Raw genomic sequence first — 17,453 nt, 5'->3', positions numbered from 1 at the left:
GCTAGTCTTTTCAATGGCTTGCGGCGAAAATTGACCAATTGATAAAAAAATAAAACGTGCTAGCCTTCCCCAAAACGAAAACGTGGGGAACTGACGATGCCAGAAGGCCAGTTCAAGGACGGCATTGCCGGCGGCCGGCTTGCCGCCGACCAGTACGCCGAGAATTTTTCCGACCTGCATCCGCCGCTCGATCACCACGAGGCGCTGGTCGAATCCGACCGCTGCTATTTCTGCTACGATGCGCCGTGCATGAATGCGTGCCCGACCTCGATCGACATTCCGCTGTTCATCCGCCAGATCTCGACCGGCAACCCGATCGGTTCGGCCAAGACGATTTTCGACCAGAACATATTGGGTGGCATGTGCGCCCGCGTCTGCCCGACCGAGACGCTGTGCGAAGAGGTCTGCGTGCGCGAGGTGGCGGAAGGCAAGCCGGTGCAGATCGGCCGCCTGCAGCGCTACGCCACCGATGTCGCCATGGCCGAGCACAAGCAGTTTTATCCGCGCGCTGAAACAACCGGCAAGTCGGTCGCCGTGGTCGGCGCCGGGCCGGCCGGCCTCGCCGCCGCGCACCGGCTCGCTCGCCACGGCCATGACGTTACCATTCTGGAAGCCCGCCCGAAGGCCGGCGGCCTCAATGAATATGGCATCGCCGCCTACAAGAGCATCGACAATTTCGCCCAGGCCGAGGTCGACTATGTCACGGGGATCGGCGGCATCGATATCCATAACGGCAAGGCGCTCGGCCGCGACTACCAGCTGTCGGACCTAATCCTGAATTACGATGCCGTCTTCCTCGGCATGGGGCTTGGCGGCGTGAATGCGTTGCGCACGGATGGCGAGGACGCCGATGGCGTTGTCAATGCGGTCGAGTTCATCGCCGAGCTACGCCAGGCCAGCGATCTCGCGAGCCTGCCGGTCGGCCGGCGCGTCGTCGTCATCGGCGGCGGCATGACGGCGATAGATGCGGCCGTGCAATCGAAGCTGCTCGGCGCCGAGGAGGTGACGATCTGCTACCGGCGCGGCCAGGAACACATGAACGCTTCCGAGTTCGAGCAGGATCTGGCTGCCGCCAACGGCGTCACCATCCGCCACTGGCTGCAGCCGAAGCGGGTCATTGCCGAAGGTGGCAAAGTGTCGGGCATCGAGCTCGAATACACCGCGATGAACGGCGACAGTCTTGTCGGCACCGGCGAGCGGCTGACGCTGACCGCCGACCAGGTGTTCAAGGCAATCGGCCAGAGCTTTGTGCCGGCGGCACTTAACGGCAGCGGTGCTGCGATCGAACTCGAGGCCGGCCGCATCAAGGTCGATGCGGAAGGGCGCACCTCGCTCGCCAATGTCTGGGCGGGCGGCGACTGCATTTTTGGCGGTGACGATTTGACGGTTTCGGCCGTGGCGCAAGGCCGCGATGCGGCGGAGAGCATCAACCGGAGTCTGACACAGGGATAGAGATCATGGCCTCAGTGGAATCGGGCATCGCCCGTCACTACGACGTCTCGGATCTTGAGCAGCACATTCTTGCCGTGCTCGCCGATACCGGCGTGGAAATTGCCCATCTACGCGCTGGCGATCTCGAATCGGTCGACGAGTTCCACATTGGCGGTATCGCCGCCACCAGGGAACTCATCGGCCAGATGGGTTTGAAGCCGCGGGCCAGGCTGCTCGACATTGGTTCCGGCGTGGGTGGTCCAGCCCGCTTCGCCGCCAACAATGCCGGCGCCGATGTCACCGGCATCGATCTGACGCAAAGCTATGTCGACATCGCGACCAGCCTGTCGAAGCGGGTGGGAATGGCCGACAAAGTCCGGTTCGTGCAGGGCAGCGCGCTGGACATGCCGTTCAGCAACAAAAGCTTTGATACGGCCATGATCCTGCATGTCGGCATGAATCTTCCCGACAAGAAAAAGCTGATGAGCGAGGCGGCGCGTGTGCTCAAGCCGGGCGGCGTCTTTGCCGTCTACGATGTGATGCGGCTCAAGGCAGGTGCGCTGACGTATCCGCTGCCATGGGCATCCGACGAGAGCATGTCCTTCGTCGCCACGCCCGACGACTATCGTTCGGCTGCCGCCGCCGCGGGGTTCTCTGTAACCGCCGAGCGCCCTCGTGGCGCCTTCGCCATCGAATTTTTCGACACGATACGGGCGCGCATGGCTGCGGCGCAGGCGGAAGGAAAAAAGCCGCCGCCTGGCGTTAATCTTATCATGGGCGAGAACGCCGGCACCAAGATCGGCAATCTCACCCCCGCGCTTAAAGGCGGCATTCTCGCACCCGTGGAAATGCTCCTTCGTCTCGGTTAAAAGGGACCTGCCATGGCAGACATCCGCAACAATTTCGTCGGCATCAAATCGCCCAATCCTTTCTGGCTGGCTTCGGCGCCGCCGACCGACAAGGCCTACAATGTCATCCGCGCCTTCAAGGCGGGCTGGGGCGGCGTCGTGTGGAAGACGCTGGGCGAAGAAGGTCCGCCGGTGGTCAACGTCAACGGCCCCCGTTATGGCGCGATCTGGGGGGCGGACCGGCGCCTGCTCGGCCTCAACAATATCGAGCTGATCACCGACCGCGATTTGCAGGTCAATCTGCGCGAGATCAAACAGGTCAAGAAGGATTGGCCCGACCGCGCCATCGTCGTCTCACTGATGGTGCCATGCGTCGAGGAAAGCTGGAAGGCGATCCTGCCGGTGGTCGAGGAGACCGAAGCCGACGGCATCGAGCTCAATTTCGGCTGCCCGCACGGCATGTCGGAACGCGGCATGGGCGCGGCTGTCGGCCAGGTGCCTGAATACATCGAAATGGTAGTGCGCTGGTGCAAGGCCAACACCCGCATGCCTATCATCACCAAGCTGACGCCGAATATCACCGATGTGCGCAAGCCGGCGCGCGCCGCACTCTCCGGCGGAACCGACGCGGTGTCGCTGATCAACACTATCAACTCGATCACCGGCGTCGACCTCGACAGTTTCGCGCCGCAGCCGACCATCGACGGCAAGGGCTCGCATGGCGGCTATTGCGGCCCGGCGGTGAAGCCGATCGCCATGAACATGGTGGCCGAGATCGCCCGCGATCCGGAAACGCGCGGCCTGCCGATCTCCGGCATTGGCGGCATCACCACCTGGCGCGATGCGGCTGAATTCATGGCGCTCGGCGCCGGCAATGTGCAGGTGTGCACGGCGGCGATGACATACGGCTTCAAGATCGTGCAGGAGATGATCGCCGGTCTCGAAAACTGGATGGACGAGAAAGGCCACGCCTCGCTCAACGACATTGTCGGCCGCGCCACGCCCAACGTTACCGACTGGCAGTATCTCAACCTCAATTACATCGCCAAGGCGCGTATCGACCAGGACGCCTGCATCAAATGCGGCCGCTGCCACATCGCCTGCGAGGACACTTCGCACCAGGCAATCACCAACATGGTCGACGGCGTCAGGCATTTCGAGGTGATCGAGGCCGAATGCGTCGGCTGCAATCTGTGCGTCAATGTCTGCCCGGTCGAGAACTGCATCACCATGGAGCCGCTGGCCGCCGGCGTGATGGACCAGCGAACCGGCAAGCCGGTGTCGCCGGTCTATGCCAACTGGACGACGCACCCGAACAACCCGATGGCCAAGGTGGCTGCGGAGTAGGGAACGGGTCGAAGAAAAAAGCGGCGCTTTCGAGCGCCGTTTTTCATTTTCCAATTGCAGATAAAATTTATCTAGGATAAAAGATATCCATGAATAGGAGCGCAACATCGTGAAGCTGGGCGAGGGTGTAGAAGCGGCCATCCATTGCGCGGCCACACTGGCCAGCGTGGAGGGCAACAGCACGATGCCGGGTGCTGCTTTGGCAGAGTCCTTCGGCCTGTCGCCGAGCTATCTGCTGAAACATCTGAACCAGCTGACTGCTGCGCGCATCCTGGAATCGGTGCCGGGACCGGCGGGCGGCTACCGGCTGGCGCGTCCGGCCGAGCGCATCACGCTGCTCGATATCGTGCTTGCGGTCGAGGGTCGCGAGCCGGCCTTCCGCTGCGGCGAGATCCGCCAGCGCGGCCCGGTCAAGATCGATGCTTCGGCCTATGTGAAGCCGTGCGGCATCAATGCCGCGATGCTGAAGGCCGAGCGCGCCTATCGCGCGGCCCTCGCGGAAACCCGGTTGTCCGACATCCTGGCTGACTACAAGGCCGAAGGCGATCCGCGATCGTTTGCCGCCAGCTGTGCCTTTGTCGCGCGCCATCAGCGGCCGCAGAAACCCGCTGCAGCCAAGCAGAGTTAACCCCCGCCAGACAGAAAGGAAAGACGATGAAACAGAGACTGCAATTCTTTGCCAAGGCGCCGGAAATCATGAAGGCGGTGTCAGCGCTCAACAAGGCGGTCGACGAATGCGGGCTTGAAGTGAGCCTGCTGCATTTGATCAAGCTCCGCGCCTCGCAGATCAATGGCTGCTCCTACTGCGTCGAGATGCATAGCCGCGAGGCGAGGCGCGATGGCGAAACCGAGACACGGCTCTATCTGGTTTCGGCCTGGCAGGAATCGCCGCTGTTTTCCGAGCGCGAACGCGCGGCGCTTGCTTGGACCGAGGCAACGACCCTGATCGCCAACAATGGCGTTTCGGACGAACTCTATGCCCGCACGCTAGAGCACTTCTCGGAAGAGGAACTGGTCAAGCTGTCGGTCGCGATCGGCATGATCAACACCTGGAACCGGCTCTGCATCCCGTTCCACGCCATTCACCCGATGCCGGCTGCCAAAGCAGCCTGACCGTCCGGTTAGTCATGGAGCGCCGTGGAAAGGGCGGCGCTCCACCTGTTTCATGCTTAAGTACGGGGAAGATTTCATGCCTGTCGATTTGCCTTCGACCTTTTTGTTTCTCGGCCGCCTGTTGCTCGGCGGCGCCTTCGTTTTCGCCGGCCTGCGCAATGTTCAGAACGAGGCGTTCCTGACCGGGCTGATGGCCGCGCGCGGCGTGCCGCAGGCGAGATTGGCGTTGTGGGCCGGCATCGTCCTGCAAACCGTTGCCGGGGCGCTGGTGATGGCCGGCCTGTGGACCGCGATCGCCAGTGCTGTGCTGGTGCTGTTTCTCATTGTCGCGACGCCGATGTTCCACAATTTCTGGGACCATCAGGGCCCGGACCGGGCCTCGCGCATCAACGGCTTCGTCGGCAACGTCGCCCTCGCCGGAGGCTTTCTCACGCTGATCGCACAGTCGCTGTAAGGTCACGCCGCGAAGCGCAAACCGCCATCGCAGGTCAGCACCTGGCCGGTCATGAAGCCGTTGGAGACGAGAAAGGCGATTGCGCCGGCGACGTCTTCGGCGCGGCCGATCCTGCCCACCGGGGTTTTGCCGGCATATTCGCTGAACACCGCCTGCCGCTGGTCTTCGGCCAGAAAATCCCACCATGGCGTGTCGATGACGCCGGGCGCCACGACGTTGACGCGCAGAGGCTTCAGTTCGACCGCCAGGATCGGCACCACCGTCAACAGCATGCCGTTGACGGCGGCGATGCCGGCCACGCCGGGCACCGACAATTGTGCCGACACCGCCGAGATGAAAGTGACCGATCCCGATCTGTTGAGCGTCGGCAAGGCTGTCTGCAAACAGGACAGCTGCGGCCGGACTTTCTCGTCGACGCCGCCGGCGATGTCTGAGAGGTCGAGGGTTTCGAACGGCCCAAGTCCCTTGCCGCCGCTGGCAGCCAGCACGAGGTGATCGAACGGTCCGAGTTCCCCAAAGAACTGGCGGACTTCGTCCGGCTTCGAAGCATCGAAGGCAGCTTTCTCGGCGGTGCCGCCGAGGCTCTTCCAAGCGCTGGTGAGCTTGTCCTGGTTTCGTCCGGTGATGGTCACCTTCATGCCCGGGCCAAGCAGTTTTCGCGCCGTCGCCAGGCCGATGCCGGATGAGCCGCCGATGACGACCGTGTGTTCGATCTTGCCGGTCATGAATGCTGTTCCTTCGATTTTGGGGAAGCCTGGCCGACGAAGTCGAGGCTCAGGGTTCGCAATTGCTGTCTGGCCTTGGCGTCATAGGCTTGTGCGTCGGCGCGGGCCTCCCTTTGGCCGTCGAAATAGAGGCCGCTGCGGCCCTCCAGCGCGGGCGATGTCGCGAGGTTGAGAATGGCGTCGGCGCCGGTTTCGACCGAGCTCCATGGCGTCACGCCGGCCTGGCGGACCATGGTGGTGTTCATGTAGCTCGCCGGATGCAGAGCGTTGACGGTGACGCCGCTGCCTTTCAACTCTCCGGCCAGGTCGATGGTGAACAGGATCTGCGCCAGCTTGCTCTGGCAATAGGCGCGCACGCCGTCATAGGAACGTGTCAGCATGACATCGCCGAAATCGATCGCCTGCTGGCCGGCCGAAGCGACGTTGATGATGCGCGCCGGCGAACTCGCCTTGAGCAGCGGCAGCAGTTCCGAGGTCAGCAGGAAACCGGCGAGATAGTTGACCGCAAGGCGCAGTTCGAAGCCGTCGGCGCTGAGCTGTCGCTTGGCGCCGGCCGTGCCGATGCCGGCATTGTTGATGAGGATGTCGAGCCGGTCGGTTTTTGCGCGTACGGCCTCGGCAAGGCGGCGGATCTCGGCTAGCGAGGCGAGGTCGGCGGCGAGGAACTCGGCTTTGCCGCCGGCGGATTCGATTTCTGCGACGGTTGCCTTGCCGCGAGCCGCGTCACGGCCATGCACCAGCACGCGCGCGCCGCCGGCGCCCAGCCTTTGCGCGACGACACGGCCGACGCCGTCGGTCGAACCGGTGATGAGGATTGTCTTGTCTTTCAGATCCATATTCAGAGCCTCCATCTCTCTGGATGGAAGATGGGGCGCCTGACCCAGCCCAAACAGTTCAAACTTTATCCTGGTATCAATACTGCTATAATAGCTCTCATGGATGCCCCCACGCACTCCGCTGAAGACAGCCGCCGGCGCGAGCTTGGCGCCTTCCTGCGCTCGCGCCGCGAAAGATTGACGCCGTCCGCCACCGGCATCGCGACCGGCCTGCGGAGACGCACGCCAGGCTTGCGTCGCGAGGAAGTGGCGATGATCGCCGGCGTCGGCACCACCTGGTACACATGGCTAGAGCAGGGGCGCGAGGTCAGACCCTCGGTGGAGGTGCTAGCGGCGCTCAGCGAAGCGCTGCGCCTCGACGCCGTTGAAAGGCGGCATCTGTTCATCCTGGCAGGCCGCCAGCAACCGGAGAACCGCGTGGCTGCGCCGGAAAAGGTCGATGGCCCGCTAATGCATATGCTGGAGAGCCTGGTGCTGCAGCCGGCCTATGTCGTCGGGCGGCGCTGGGATGTGCTGGCCTGGAATCCGGCTGCGGTAGCGGTGTTCGGTGATTATGGCCTGCTAGAGGGCGACGCCCGCAACATCGTCCACATGGTGTTCACCAATCCGCATCACCGGCGCCTGCTGGTTGACTGGGAGCAATTGGCGCGCACCGTGCTGGCCTCGTTCCGGGCGGAAAGCGCCCGCTATGTGGGCGATGCGGATTTCGAGCGGCTGATCGTGCTTATGACGCGCTCAAGTCCGGAGTTTCGCGACTGGTGGCCGCAACGCGACGTGGCACGCCGATTGTCGGGGGTGAAACATGTCCGACATCCGAGCGCCGGCGCCATGACGTTCGAGCATATGAGCCTGTCGATCGACGACGGCTCGGACATGAAGCTGATCGTCTACACGCCGCTGGCCGAACAGAATTCGATCGAGAAGCTGCAGAATTTGCTTGAGGCGATGCCGGCGGAGCGCCGCAGCGCCTGACGCCCAAGGTCAGCCCTTCGGCTTCAGCCCATCAATGAACAACTGCTCCAGAAACCGCGCCGCATCCTCGAAGCGGCCGTCGCCGCCGCGATCGGGCCCAAGCACCGCGCGGACCTGGACATCGAAATCGGCATAGTGCTGCGTCGTCGCCCAGATCGAAAAGATCAGGTGCCAGGGATCGGTGCGGGCGATTTTTCCTGCGCGCATCCAGCCCTTGATGACGTTGGCCTTCTCGTCGACCAGCGTTTTCAGCTCACCCGCCAGCAGCGGCATGATGCGCGGCGCGCCTTGCAGGATCTCGTTGGCGAACAGCCGGCTTTCCCTGGGAAAATCACGCGCCATTTCGAGCTTGCGCCGGATGTAGCTCCTGAGCTCGGTCAGGGGGTCGCCGATGTCGTCGAGTTCACGTAGCGGCGCCAGCCACGTCGCCAGCAGCCGCTCCATCAGCGTTTCGTGGATGTCTTCCTTGCGGCGGAAATAGTAGAGCAGGTTCGGCTTCGACATCCCGGCGGCCTCGGCGATCTGGTCGATGGTCGAACCGCGAAAGCCGTTGGCGGAGAAGACTTCGAGGGCTGCCTCCAGGATCAGTTCGCGCTTTTCCTGCTGGATGCGGGTGCGGCGAGGGGCTGAGCCTTCCATGGCGCCGCTCACCCCTGCAAGCCTTGGCCGCAGGGTTCATCTGGACCAATTCTCTGGACCAGTTTTTCTCTTACCCGTGGAGCGCACTTCGCAGGCCGCATTTCCGCTAGTAATCCCTTGACCGCCGACAGGGCGGTGCTAACGTTTGTCCAATCGGTCAAAAATTTGCGTAGCATGAAAACGCAGCAAAGACCAAGCTTTGGAAAGACCAAGCGTTAGCCGCACCGAAACAGGTTACAAGGGGAAGTCTTGGTCATGTCCAACCGGCTGAAAGTCACGCCGAACGATCTCAGCGCATTCTGGATGCCGTTCACGGCAAACCGGCAGTTCAAACAGGCGCCGCGCATGTTCGTGTCCGCCAAGGACATGCACTACACCACCAGCGACGGCCGCAAGGTGCTCGATGGCACCGCCGGCCTCTGGTGCGTCAATGCCGGCCATTGCCGTCCCAAGATCACCGAGGCGATCCAGCACCAGGCGGCCGAACTCGACTATGCGCCGGCCTTCCAGATGGGCCACCCGATCGTGTTCGAACTGGCAAACCGCCTGGTCGATCTCGCGCCCAAGGGCATGGACCATGTCTTCTTCACCAATTCCGGTTCGGAATCGGTCGAAACGGCGCTGAAGATGGCGATCGCCTATCACCGTGTGAAGGGCGAGGGCGCGCGCACCCGCCTGATCGGCCGCGAACGCGGCTATCACGGCGTCAATTTCGGCGGCATCTCGGTCGGCGGCATCGTCACCAACCGCAAGATGTTCGGCACGCTGCTCGGCGGCGTCGACCACATGCCGCACACGCATCTGCCGGAAAAGAACGCCTTCTCCAAGGGCGTGCCGGAATATGGCGCGGAACTCGCCAACGAGTTGGAGCGCATCGTTGCCCTGCATGACGCCTCGACCATCGCCGCCGTCATCGTCGAACCGGTCGCCGGCTCCACCGGCGTCATCCTGCCGCCGAAGGGCTATCTGCAGAAACTGCGGGAGATCTGCACCAAGCACGGCATTTTGCTGATCTTCGACGAGGTCATCACCGGTTTCGGCCGTCTCGGCGCGCCGTTCGCAGCGGATTATTTCGGCGTCACGCCCGACATCATGACCACCGCCAAGGGCGTCTCCAACGGCGTCATCCCGATGGGCGCGGTGTTCGTGAAGAAGGAAATCCACGACGCCTTCATGAGCGGCCCCGAGCACATGATCGAGTTCTTCCACGGCTACACCTATTCGGGCAATCCGATTGCGTGCGCCGCGGCACTCGGCACGCTCGACACCTACAAGGAAGAGGGCCTGCTCACCCGCGGCGAGGAACTGGCGCCGTACTGGGAAGATGCGCTGCATTCGCTGAAGGGCGAGCCGCATGTCATCGACATCAGGAACATCGGCCTGATCGGCGCGATCGAACTGGCGCCGATCGCAGGCAGCCCGACCAAGCGGGCCTTCTCGGCCTTCGTAAAGGCGTTCGAGCGCGGCGCGCTGATCCGCACCACCGGCGACATCATCGCGCTGTCGCCGCCACTGATCATCACCAAGGGCCAGATCAACGAATTGATCGACCATGTCAGAGAAGTGCTGAGGGCGATCGACTAATCTATCCAGCCAGTCGGGCGGCGGCGGGAACCGCCGCCCGGTTGGTTATATGAAATGAGAGGACTTTGAATGGCCGCCCCAGGCGAGAATCTGCGAATCAATTCAGACCGTTTGTGGGATTCCATCATGGAGATGGCGAAGATCGGCCCCGGTATTGCGGGCGGCAACAATCGCCAGACCGTGACCGACGAGGACGGCGAGGGACGGCATCTGTTCAAGCGCTGGTGCGAGGCGGCCGGGCTCGAAATGGGCCTGGACGAGATGGGCACCATGTTTGCCCGGCGGGAAGGTGCTGATCCCAGCCTGCCGCCGGTTTATGTCGGCAGCCATCTCGACACGCAGCCGACCGGCGGCAAGTATGACGGCGTGCTCGGCGTGCTCGGCGGGCTGGAGATCATCCGCTCACTTAACGATCTCGGCATCCAGACCAGGCATCCGATCGTCGTTACCAACTGGACCAATGAGGAAGGCTCGCGCTTTGCCCCGGCGATGATGGCGTCCGGCGTGTTCGCCGGTGTGCTCGAGCAGGCGGACGTGTATCAGCACACCGATAAACAGGGGAAAAAGTTCGGCGAGGAGCTGGAGCGCATTGGCTGGAAGGGAACCGAGAAGGTCGGCGACCGCAAGATCCACGCCTTCTTCGAACTGCATATCGAGCAGGGGCCGATCCTCGAGGACGAAGGCATCGACATTGGCGTCGTCACCCACGGCCAGGGCCTGAAATGGCTGCAGGTAACGCTGACCGGCAAGGAGGCGCATACCGGCTCGACGCCGATGCCCAAGCGCCGTAATGCCGGTCTAGGCATGGCGCGCGTGGTCGAGCTGGTGCATGAGATCGCCATGGACTACCAGCCCGACGCCGTCGGCGCGGTCGGCCACATGGAGGTGTTTCCGAACTCGCGCAACATCATCGCCGGGCGCACCGTCTTCACCATCGACATCCGTTCGCCCGAGAAGGAAGTGCTGGACGCGATGGATGGGCGCATACGCGAAGGCATCGACACGATCTGTGAGGCGCTCGACATCCAGTACAAGGTCGAGCAGGTCGGCGCTTTCGATCCGGTCACCTTCGATGCCGGCTGCGTCAAGGCGATCCGCGACGCCGCCGATCGGCTCGGCTATTCCCACCGCAACATCGTCTCGGGCGCCGGCCACGACGCCTGCTGGATCAACCGCGTTGCGCCGACTGCCATGGTGATGTGCCCCTGCGTTGACGGGTTGTCACACAACGAGGCTGAGGAAATCACCAAGGAATGGGCCGGCGCCGGCGCCGACGTGCTGTTCCATGCGGTGGTAGAGACAGCGGGGATCGTGGCGTGAACTAAGATCTGTATTCAAAACGACGCTCACAAGAAGCGCGAAGAGAACAAGGGAACACGACAATGACCAAAGTCATCCGAAACGGCACCATCGTCACCGCCGACCGCACCTGGAAGGCCGATGTGCTGATGCAGCACGGCAAGATCGTCGCCATTGGCTCGAACCTGCATGGCGACCATGAGTTCGACGCCAGCGGCTGTTACGTCATGCCGGGCGGCATCGATCCGCACACCCATCTCGAAATGCCGTTCATGGGCACCTATTCGGCCGACGATTTCGAGTCCGGGACGCGTGCGGCCCTTTCCGGTGGCACCACGATGGTGGTCGATTTCTGCCTGCCGGCGCCGCAGCAATCGCTGCTGGAAGCGTTGCAGATGTGGGACAACAAGACCTCGAAGGCTGCCTGCGACTACTCCTTCCACATGGCGATCACCTGGTGGGGCAAGCAGGTGTTCGACGAGATGGCCACCGTCGTCGACAGAGGCATTACCTCGTTCAAGCATTTCATGGCCTACAAGGGCGCGCTGATGGTGGACGACGACGAGATGTACGCGTCGTTCCAGCGCTGCGCCGATCTCGGCGCGCTGCCGCTCGTTCATGCCGAGAATGGCGACGTGGTTGCGGCGCTGTCGCAAAAGCTGCTCGCCGCCGGCAATAATGGCCCCGAGGGACACGCCTATTCGCGGCCGCCGGAAGTGGAAGGCGAGGCGACCAACCGCGCCATCATGATCGCCGACATGGCCGGCGTGCCGCTCTATGTCGTGCATGTGTCCTGCGAGCAGAGCCACGAAGCCATCCGCCGCGCCCGCCAGAAGGGCATGCGGGTTTTCGGCGAGCCGCTGATCCAGCATCTGACGCTGGATGAAAGCGAGTATTTCGATAAGGATTGGGACCATGCGGCGCGCCGCGTCATGAGCCCGCCCTTCCGCAACAAGCTGCACCAGGATTCGCTGTGGGCCGGCCTGCAGGCGGGATCGCTGCAGGTGGTGGCGACCGACCACTGCGCCTTCACCACCAAGCAGAAGCGCAATGGCGTCGGCGATTTCACCAAGATCCCGAACGGCACCGGCGGGCTTGAAGACCGCTTGCCCGTGCTGTGGACGACGGGCGTCAACACCGGGCGGCTGACGATGAACGAGTTCGTCGCGGTGACTTCGACCAACATCGCCAAGATCCTCAACATGTATCCTAGGAAGGGCGCCATCGTCGAAGGCGCGGACGCCGACATCGTGGTGTGGGACCCCAGCGCCAAGAAGACCATCACCTCGAAGAAGCAGCAATCGGTGATCGACTACAACGTCTTCGAAGGTCTTGAGGTGACCGGCCTGCCGCGCTTCGTCTTTTCGCGCGGCGAATTGTCGGTCGAGGAAGCGGATGTCAAGGCCAAGCCCGGCCATGGCGAATTCGTCGCCCGCGAGCCGAACGCGGCGGTCAACCGGGCTCTGTCGACCTGGAAGGACATTACCGCGCCGCGCAAGGTGGAACGCACCGGCATTCCGGCGACAGGCGTTTGACGTTGCGGAGCCCGGGGGCGCTCATTTCACTGGTCGTGGCGATGGTGGTCGCTGGTCCGGCAACAGGGGCCGAGAGGCTGGCCGGCTCCTGGGGCAACGATGCCGGCTGTGTCTTTGCAAAGGCCGGTTTTCAGGGCCGGGACGATTATATCGTGCTGACCGCCGAAGGCATCGAGACCTATGGCAGCGGCTGCCGGTTCGCGCAGCAATTGACGTGGGCGCCGGGCACGCAATCGCTTGATGCGACCTGTTCCGCCGAAGGCGAGGCGGGGACGACGGCTGAAACCGTTGTGGTCACCAACAAGGGCGAGGGTGGGTTCTTCGTGACCATTCCCGGTCTTGAAGAAATGGGGCCGTTGCAACCGTGTTCGTGACGTTGGAGCTGGGGGAATGAGCGCGCGCGGTTTGGGGCCGTCTGTTGCGATGGTAGTCGTTCTGGCTGCGGGTCAGGCCCTTGCGGCAGGCATCGACCTGACGAAACCCTATGGGGACAAATATGGCTGCATCAACCGCAACGGCCAGGAAGTCGCCGCCGATCGGATGCTGCTTTTGACCGACGAGGCATTGGTCACCGCCGCCAGCGCCTGCACCTTCACGGACAAGCAGGCGCAGGCTGATGGGTCGCTGGTGGTGACGGCAACATGCGAGGCGGAAGGCGAAGAAGGACAGGAGCCGACCAAATTCACCATCAAGCGCAGCGCCAAGAACGCCAAGAAGCTGACGGTCGCCGACGACGACGGCAATGTCATGGGCGAAGTGGCGCGGTGCAAATGACGGCAGTCCCGTCAGCGTCAGGCCACCAGCGCATCCAGTTCCGGCAACAGGACGACGCTTTCCTGTTCATTGGGATCGGTGCGGGCGATGACGGCCGAGGACGGGGCGTTGCTCAGGTTGGCCGGCAGATGCGGTACGCCGGCCGGGATGTAGAAGAGGTCGCCGGCCTTGACGACGATGTGGTTCTCGAGCCTGTCGCCATACCATGTGTGGACCTCGCCCGAGAGCACATAGATCGCCGTCTCATGGCGTTCATGCAGATGCGCCTTGGCGCGGGCGCCAGGCGGCAGGGTGAGCAGATGCATGCAGATGCCGGACGAGCCGACCGTCTCGGCTGCAATGCCGGCAAAATAGGTCAATCCCTGCTTGCCTTCATAAGTGCTTTCAGGACGGATAAGGTGACAAGTGGGTTTGGGCGACATCGGCAAGGCTCCGGGCGTCGATTGGGTGGGATTGGACGAGTGGAAAGCAACATCAACGCGAATGCAACGGCATTTCATCCTGGGCGGCTGCGAGAGGCAGGCAGCAAGCGATGACGGGACAATCGCCAGCCGTCGTCTCGGCAAGCAGACTTGGCCTTACCTTTCAGACCAATGACGGTCCGGTAGAGGCGCTCTCCAATGCCGACCTGACCATCGGCAAGGGCGAGTTCGTCTCCTTCATCGGCCCATCGGGCTGCGGCAAGACCACCTTGCTGCGCGTCATCGCCGATCTGGAAAAACCGACATCGGGCACGATCTCGGTCAACGGCATGACGCCGGAACAGGCGCGCGAGAAACGCGCTTATGGCTACGTCTTCCAGGCGGCAGCCCTTTTCCCGTGGCGCACGATCGAGCGTAACGTGGCGCTGCCGCTGGAGATCATCGGCCTTTCGAGAGCGGAGCAGGCCGAGCGCATCAAGCGCACGATGGAGCTCGTCAACCTCTCCGGCTTCGAGAAGAAATACCCCTGGCAGCTTTCCGGCGGCATGCAGCAGCGCGCTTCGATCGCCCGCGCGCTCGCCTTCGACGCCGACCTGTTGCTGATGGACGAGCCCTTCGGCGCGCTGGACGAGATCGTGCGCGACCATCTCAATGAACAGCTTCTGGAATTGTGGGCGCGCACCAACAAGACGATCTGCTTCGTCACCCATTCCATCCCCGAGGCGGTGTATCTGTCAACGCGCATCGTCGTCATGTCGCCGCGCCCAGGTCGGGTTACCGACATCATCGAATCGACGCTGCCAAAGGAGCGGCCACTGGACATCCGCGAGACGCCGGAATTTTTGGCGATCGCGGCCAGGGTACGCGATGGCTTGAGGGCAGGGCACAGCTATGATGATTGAGGGGGCGAACGACCGGCTGGCTCCTCTCCCCAACGGGGAGAGGGTGGCCGGAGCGAAGCGGAGGTCGGGTGAGGGGGCGGCGCCGACGGATCCGACCAAGAGAAATGTCGGGGCAACCGCTCGCGCCCGAAAGCTGCGGTTTGACGAGACCGAAGCTGAATACCGGCTTTGGGGGGAATTGAGAGGACGTCATCTCAACGGCTACAAATTTGTGCGGCAAGTGCCGCTCGGACCTTTCATCGCGGACTTCGTCTGCCGCGAGCAGGGGCTGATTGTCGAGCTTGATGGCAGCCAACACGCGGATTCACTGACCGATCCCGCCAGGACAGCCTGGCTGAACGGACAAGGTTATTCGGTTCTGCGCTTCTGGAATCACGAAGTTTTGGCTGAGCGCCGAGCGGTCCTGGATACGATCTTGGCTTGTCTCGACGGAAAGATTTCTACCCCCTCACCCGACCTCCGCTTCGCTCCGGCCCTCCTCTCCCCGTTGGGGAGAGGAGGGCGCCCCGCTGGCGAGGCGCGCTAGATGGACACCTTCCGCGAAAAACTCATCCCCGTGACCTCCATCCTCCTGGGCGTGGTGGTGCTCTGGTATGTCTTCGCCGTCGTCCTCAACGCGCCGTTCCAGCGCGACCTCGACCGGCGCGCCGGGGAAACCCACGGCACAGTCGAATTCATCGGCAAGACGCTGTCGCAGCCCAAGCCGACGCTGCCGGCGCCGCATCAGGTGGCGGTGAACTTCTTCGAGAACACCTTCCTGCGGCCCATCACATCGAGCCGCAGCCTCGTCTACAATGCCTGGGTGACCCTGTCGTCGACGTTGCTCGGCTTTGCCTTCGGCACGGCGCTCGGCATCGTCATCGCGGTCGGCATCGTGCATGTGGCGACGCTCGACCGCAGCCTGATGCCGTGGATCATCGCCTCGCAGACGATCCCCATTCTGGCGGTGGCGCCGATGATCATCGTCGTGCTGGGGGCGATCGGCATCAGCGGTCTGATCCCAAAGGCGATGATCTCGACCTACCTGTCGTTCTTCCCGGTGACGGTGGGCATGGTGAAGGGCCTGCGCTCGCCCGAACTCATGCATCTCGACCTGATGCACACCTACAATGCCAGTGTCTCGCAGACCTTCTGGAAGCTGCGGGTGCCGGCCTCGGTGCCGTTCCTGTTCACCTCGATGAAGGTGGCGGTGGCGGCGAGCCTGGTCGGCGCCATTGTCGGCGAACTGCCGACCGGTGCTGTCGCCGGCATCGGCGCCAAGCTTTTGGCAGGCGCCTATTACAGCCAGTCCATCGACATCTGGTCCGCCCTTGTGGCGGGCTCGGTGGTGGCGGCCCTTCTGGTCATGGTGGTCGGCATAGCCGGGCGCCTCGTTGACCGCGCGATGGGCGGGAGGCCGGCATGAACTGGCTGAAGCCCTCCTGGCAAGCCGTGCTGGCCATTGCGCTGTGCCTCGTCGCCGTCGCGCTCGGCGCGATGTCGAAGCCGGAAGCGGCCACCCTTGCAGACCCGACGGCAAGTTTCGACTACCCCTATTTCGGTATAAAGACCCCGATGATCGGCCTGGCCGTGCTGGCGGGGCTGATCTCGATGATCAGAATTTCGGCGGTAGCCGAGGCTGCGGTGCTGTTTATCGGCGCTCACCTTGTCGCCTGGATGCTGATCTCGGGCATTACAGGGTTCGAAGGCACGGCAATGGCGCCTTATTTCCTGCTGCTCGCGGCTGCCTGGCTGCTGGCCTGGCGCTGCGTGGCGGTGCTGTCGGGGCTTCGGCCTATGGCAAAAGGGGCGCGGATGGCGCTGCGCCTCATCATCCCGGCGATCTTCGGCGCCTGGATCCTGATCATATGGGAAGCGGTGACGCGTGGCGCCGGCATTCCCTTCATCCTTTTGCCGCCGCCGAGCGCCATCGGTGTGCGCATCGCCAGTTCCCTGCCGGTGCTCGGCGCCGATATCAGGCAGACCATCTTCAAGGCGGTGATCTTCGGCTACATCGTCGGGAGCGGCGCCGGCTTCCTGGTGGCCATCGCCGCGGACCGGGTGCCGTTCCTGCGCCGCGGTCTGCTGCCGATCGGCAATATGGTCTCGGCGCTGCCGATCATCGGTGTGGCGCCGATCATGGTGATGTGGTTCGGCTTCGACTGGCCGTCCAAGGCCGCGGTCGTCATCATCATGACCTTCTTCCCAATGCTGGTGAACACGGTTGCCGGTCTTGCCGCCTCCGGCCATATGGAGCGCGATTTGATGCGCACGTATGCGTCGGGCTACTGGCCAACACTCTTGAAGCTCAGACTGCCGGCGGCAGCGCCCTTCATCTTCAACGCGCTCAAGATCAACTCGACGCTGGCGCTGATCGGCGCCATCGTCGCCGAGTTCTTCGGCACGCCTGTGGTCGGCATGGGCTTTCGCATCTCGACCGAGGTCGGGCGGATGAACATCGACATGGTCTGGGCCGAAATCGCAGTTGCAGCACTGGCGGGTTCGGTCTTTTATGGCGTGGTCGCTCTCGTCGAGAGAGCCGTCACGTTTTGGCATCCCTCTGTCCGTGGTGGATAGGGCGGTGGGTTCGGGT

The 17,453-nt window shown here is 63.2% G+C and carries 20 protein-coding genes; 16 read left to right on the top strand and 4 right to left on the bottom strand.

Going from position 1 to position 17,453, the window contains the following annotated elements:
- Window positions 1-96 precede the first annotated feature (96 nt).
- From X728_RS160710 to X728_RS160735, 6 genes are all read left to right on the top strand, one after another.
- Window positions 97-1,452, top strand: a complete 1,356-nt coding sequence (locus tag X728_RS160710; RefSeq protein WP_023830795.1) for an NAD(P)-dependent oxidoreductase — start codon at window positions 97-99, stop codon at window positions 1,450-1,452.
- Window positions 1,453-1,457: 5 nt separating this feature from the next.
- Complete coding sequence (locus X728_RS160715; protein ID WP_023830794.1) at window positions 1,458-2,300, top strand: methyltransferase domain-containing protein; 843 nt, start codon at window positions 1,458-1,460, stop codon at window positions 2,298-2,300.
- A gap of 12 nt (window positions 2,301-2,312) precedes the next feature.
- Window positions 2,313-3,626 carry an NAD-dependent dihydropyrimidine dehydrogenase subunit PreA gene (preA, locus tag X728_RS160720; protein WP_023830793.1) on the top strand — a complete coding sequence of 438 codons (1,314 nt, stop codon included), beginning with the start codon at window positions 2,313-2,315 and terminating at the stop codon, window positions 3,624-3,626.
- Between the two features lie 109 nt (window positions 3,627-3,735).
- Window positions 3,736-4,254, top strand: a complete 519-nt coding sequence (locus X728_RS160725) for an Rrf2 family transcriptional regulator (protein WP_023690826.1) — start codon at window positions 3,736-3,738, stop codon at window positions 4,252-4,254.
- A 26-nt stretch (window positions 4,255-4,280) separates the two neighbouring features.
- A complete protein-coding gene (locus tag X728_RS160730; RefSeq protein WP_023690827.1) occupies window positions 4,281-4,739 on the top strand; it encodes a carboxymuconolactone decarboxylase family protein in 459 nt (152 codons plus the stop codon).
- Between the two features lie 76 nt (window positions 4,740-4,815).
- Window positions 4,816-5,193 carry a DoxX family protein gene (locus X728_RS160735; protein ID WP_023804949.1) on the top strand — a complete coding sequence of 126 codons (378 nt, stop codon included), beginning with the start codon at window positions 4,816-4,818 and terminating at the stop codon, window positions 5,191-5,193.
- A 2-nt stretch (window positions 5,194-5,195) separates the two neighbouring features.
- On the opposite strand, the gene X728_RS160740 is transcribed toward X728_RS160735, so the two are convergent.
- Both X728_RS160740 and X728_RS160745 read right to left on the bottom strand, forming a co-directional pair.
- Window positions 5,196-5,918, bottom strand: coding sequence for an SDR family oxidoreductase (locus X728_RS160740; RefSeq protein WP_023830792.1), 723 nt, complete (start codon window positions 5,916-5,918; stop codon window positions 5,196-5,198).
- Window positions 5,915-6,754 carry an SDR family oxidoreductase gene (locus X728_RS160745; RefSeq protein ID WP_023821794.1) on the bottom strand — a complete coding sequence of 280 codons (840 nt, stop codon included), beginning with the start codon at window positions 6,752-6,754 and terminating at the stop codon, window positions 5,915-5,917. The genes X728_RS160740 and X728_RS160745 overlap by 4 nt, the downstream gene beginning before the upstream one ends.
- Before the next feature lie 99 nt (window positions 6,755-6,853).
- Here X728_RS160745 and X728_RS160750 point away from each other — a divergent pair, with 99 nt between their 5' ends.
- The gene (locus X728_RS160750) at window positions 6,854-7,726 is read left to right on the top strand and encodes a helix-turn-helix transcriptional regulator (RefSeq protein ID WP_023697054.1); all 873 of its coding nucleotides are present in this window, start codon (window positions 6,854-6,856) and stop codon (window positions 7,724-7,726) included.
- 9 nt (window positions 7,727-7,735) lie between these two features.
- Here X728_RS160750 and X728_RS160755 read toward each other — a convergent pair whose 3' ends face one another.
- Window positions 7,736-8,365: a TetR family transcriptional regulator C-terminal domain-containing protein gene (locus X728_RS160755; protein ID WP_023668211.1), complete on the bottom strand. Its 630-nt coding sequence runs from the start codon at window positions 8,363-8,365 to the stop codon at window positions 7,736-7,738.
- 255 nt (window positions 8,366-8,620) lie between these two features.
- Between X728_RS160755 and X728_RS160760 the strand changes: the two genes are divergently transcribed.
- The 5 genes from X728_RS160760 to X728_RS160780 all read left to right on the top strand — a co-directional run bounded on the left by X728_RS160760 (window position 8,621) and on the right by X728_RS160780 (window position 13,557).
- A complete protein-coding gene (locus X728_RS160760) occupies window positions 8,621-9,949 on the top strand; it encodes an aspartate aminotransferase family protein (RefSeq protein ID WP_023830791.1) in 1,329 nt (442 codons plus the stop codon).
- A gap of 69 nt (window positions 9,950-10,018) precedes the next feature.
- Window positions 10,019-11,269, top strand: coding sequence for a Zn-dependent hydrolase (locus tag X728_RS160765; RefSeq protein WP_023830790.1), 1,251 nt, complete (start codon window positions 10,019-10,021; stop codon window positions 11,267-11,269).
- A gap of 62 nt (window positions 11,270-11,331) precedes the next feature.
- Window positions 11,332-12,783 (top strand): dihydropyrimidinase, encoded by a 1,452-nt coding sequence (hydA, locus tag X728_RS160770; RefSeq protein WP_023830789.1) that lies wholly within the window; start codon window positions 11,332-11,334, stop codon window positions 12,781-12,783.
- Window positions 12,780-13,157 carry a hypothetical protein gene (locus X728_RS160775; RefSeq protein ID WP_023668216.1) on the top strand — a complete coding sequence of 126 codons (378 nt, stop codon included), beginning with the start codon at window positions 12,780-12,782 and terminating at the stop codon, window positions 13,155-13,157. The genes hydA and X728_RS160775 overlap by 4 nt, the downstream gene beginning before the upstream one ends.
- 16 nt (window positions 13,158-13,173) lie before the next feature.
- Window positions 13,174-13,557 carry a hypothetical protein gene (locus tag X728_RS160780; protein WP_031194883.1) on the top strand — a complete coding sequence of 128 codons (384 nt, stop codon included), beginning with the start codon at window positions 13,174-13,176 and terminating at the stop codon, window positions 13,555-13,557.
- Between the two features lie 17 nt (window positions 13,558-13,574).
- Here the strand turns inward: X728_RS160780 and X728_RS160785 are convergent, their stop codons facing one another.
- The gene (locus tag X728_RS160785) at window positions 13,575-13,985 is read right to left on the bottom strand and encodes a cupin domain-containing protein (protein WP_023830788.1); all 411 of its coding nucleotides are present in this window, start codon (window positions 13,983-13,985) and stop codon (window positions 13,575-13,577) included.
- A gap of 104 nt (window positions 13,986-14,089) precedes the next feature.
- Between X728_RS160785 and X728_RS160790 the strand changes: the two genes are divergently transcribed.
- The 4 genes from X728_RS160790 to X728_RS160800 are packed head-to-tail and all read left to right on the top strand — an operon-like array spanning window position 14,090 to window position 17,437.
- Window positions 14,090-14,881 carry an ABC transporter ATP-binding protein gene (locus tag X728_RS160790; protein WP_023830787.1) on the top strand — a complete coding sequence of 264 codons (792 nt, stop codon included), beginning with the start codon at window positions 14,090-14,092 and terminating at the stop codon, window positions 14,879-14,881.
- Window positions 14,871-15,407 (top strand): endonuclease domain-containing protein, encoded by a 537-nt coding sequence (locus tag X728_RS01000000166325; protein WP_023830786.1) that lies wholly within the window; start codon window positions 14,871-14,873, stop codon window positions 15,405-15,407. The genes X728_RS160790 and X728_RS01000000166325 overlap by 11 nt, the downstream gene beginning before the upstream one ends.
- On the top strand, window positions 15,408-16,286 hold the full coding sequence (locus X728_RS160795) for an ABC transporter permease (RefSeq protein WP_023804954.1): 879 nt from the start codon (window positions 15,408-15,410) through the stop codon (window positions 16,284-16,286).
- Window positions 16,283-17,437: an ABC transporter permease gene (locus X728_RS160800; RefSeq protein ID WP_023712052.1), complete on the top strand. Its 1,155-nt coding sequence runs from the start codon at window positions 16,283-16,285 to the stop codon at window positions 17,435-17,437. Before X728_RS160795 ends, X728_RS160800 begins: the two co-directional genes overlap by 4 nt.
- Window positions 17,438-17,453: the final 16 nt, after the last annotated feature.

It is taken from the genome of Mesorhizobium sp. L103C119B0, from assembly GCF_000502235.1.
Taxonomy (GTDB): Bacteria; Pseudomonadota; Alphaproteobacteria; order Rhizobiales; family Rhizobiaceae; genus Mesorhizobium.
Note: the sequence above shows the minus strand (reverse complement) of the source record. Positions and strands in the feature narration are given on the sequence as shown.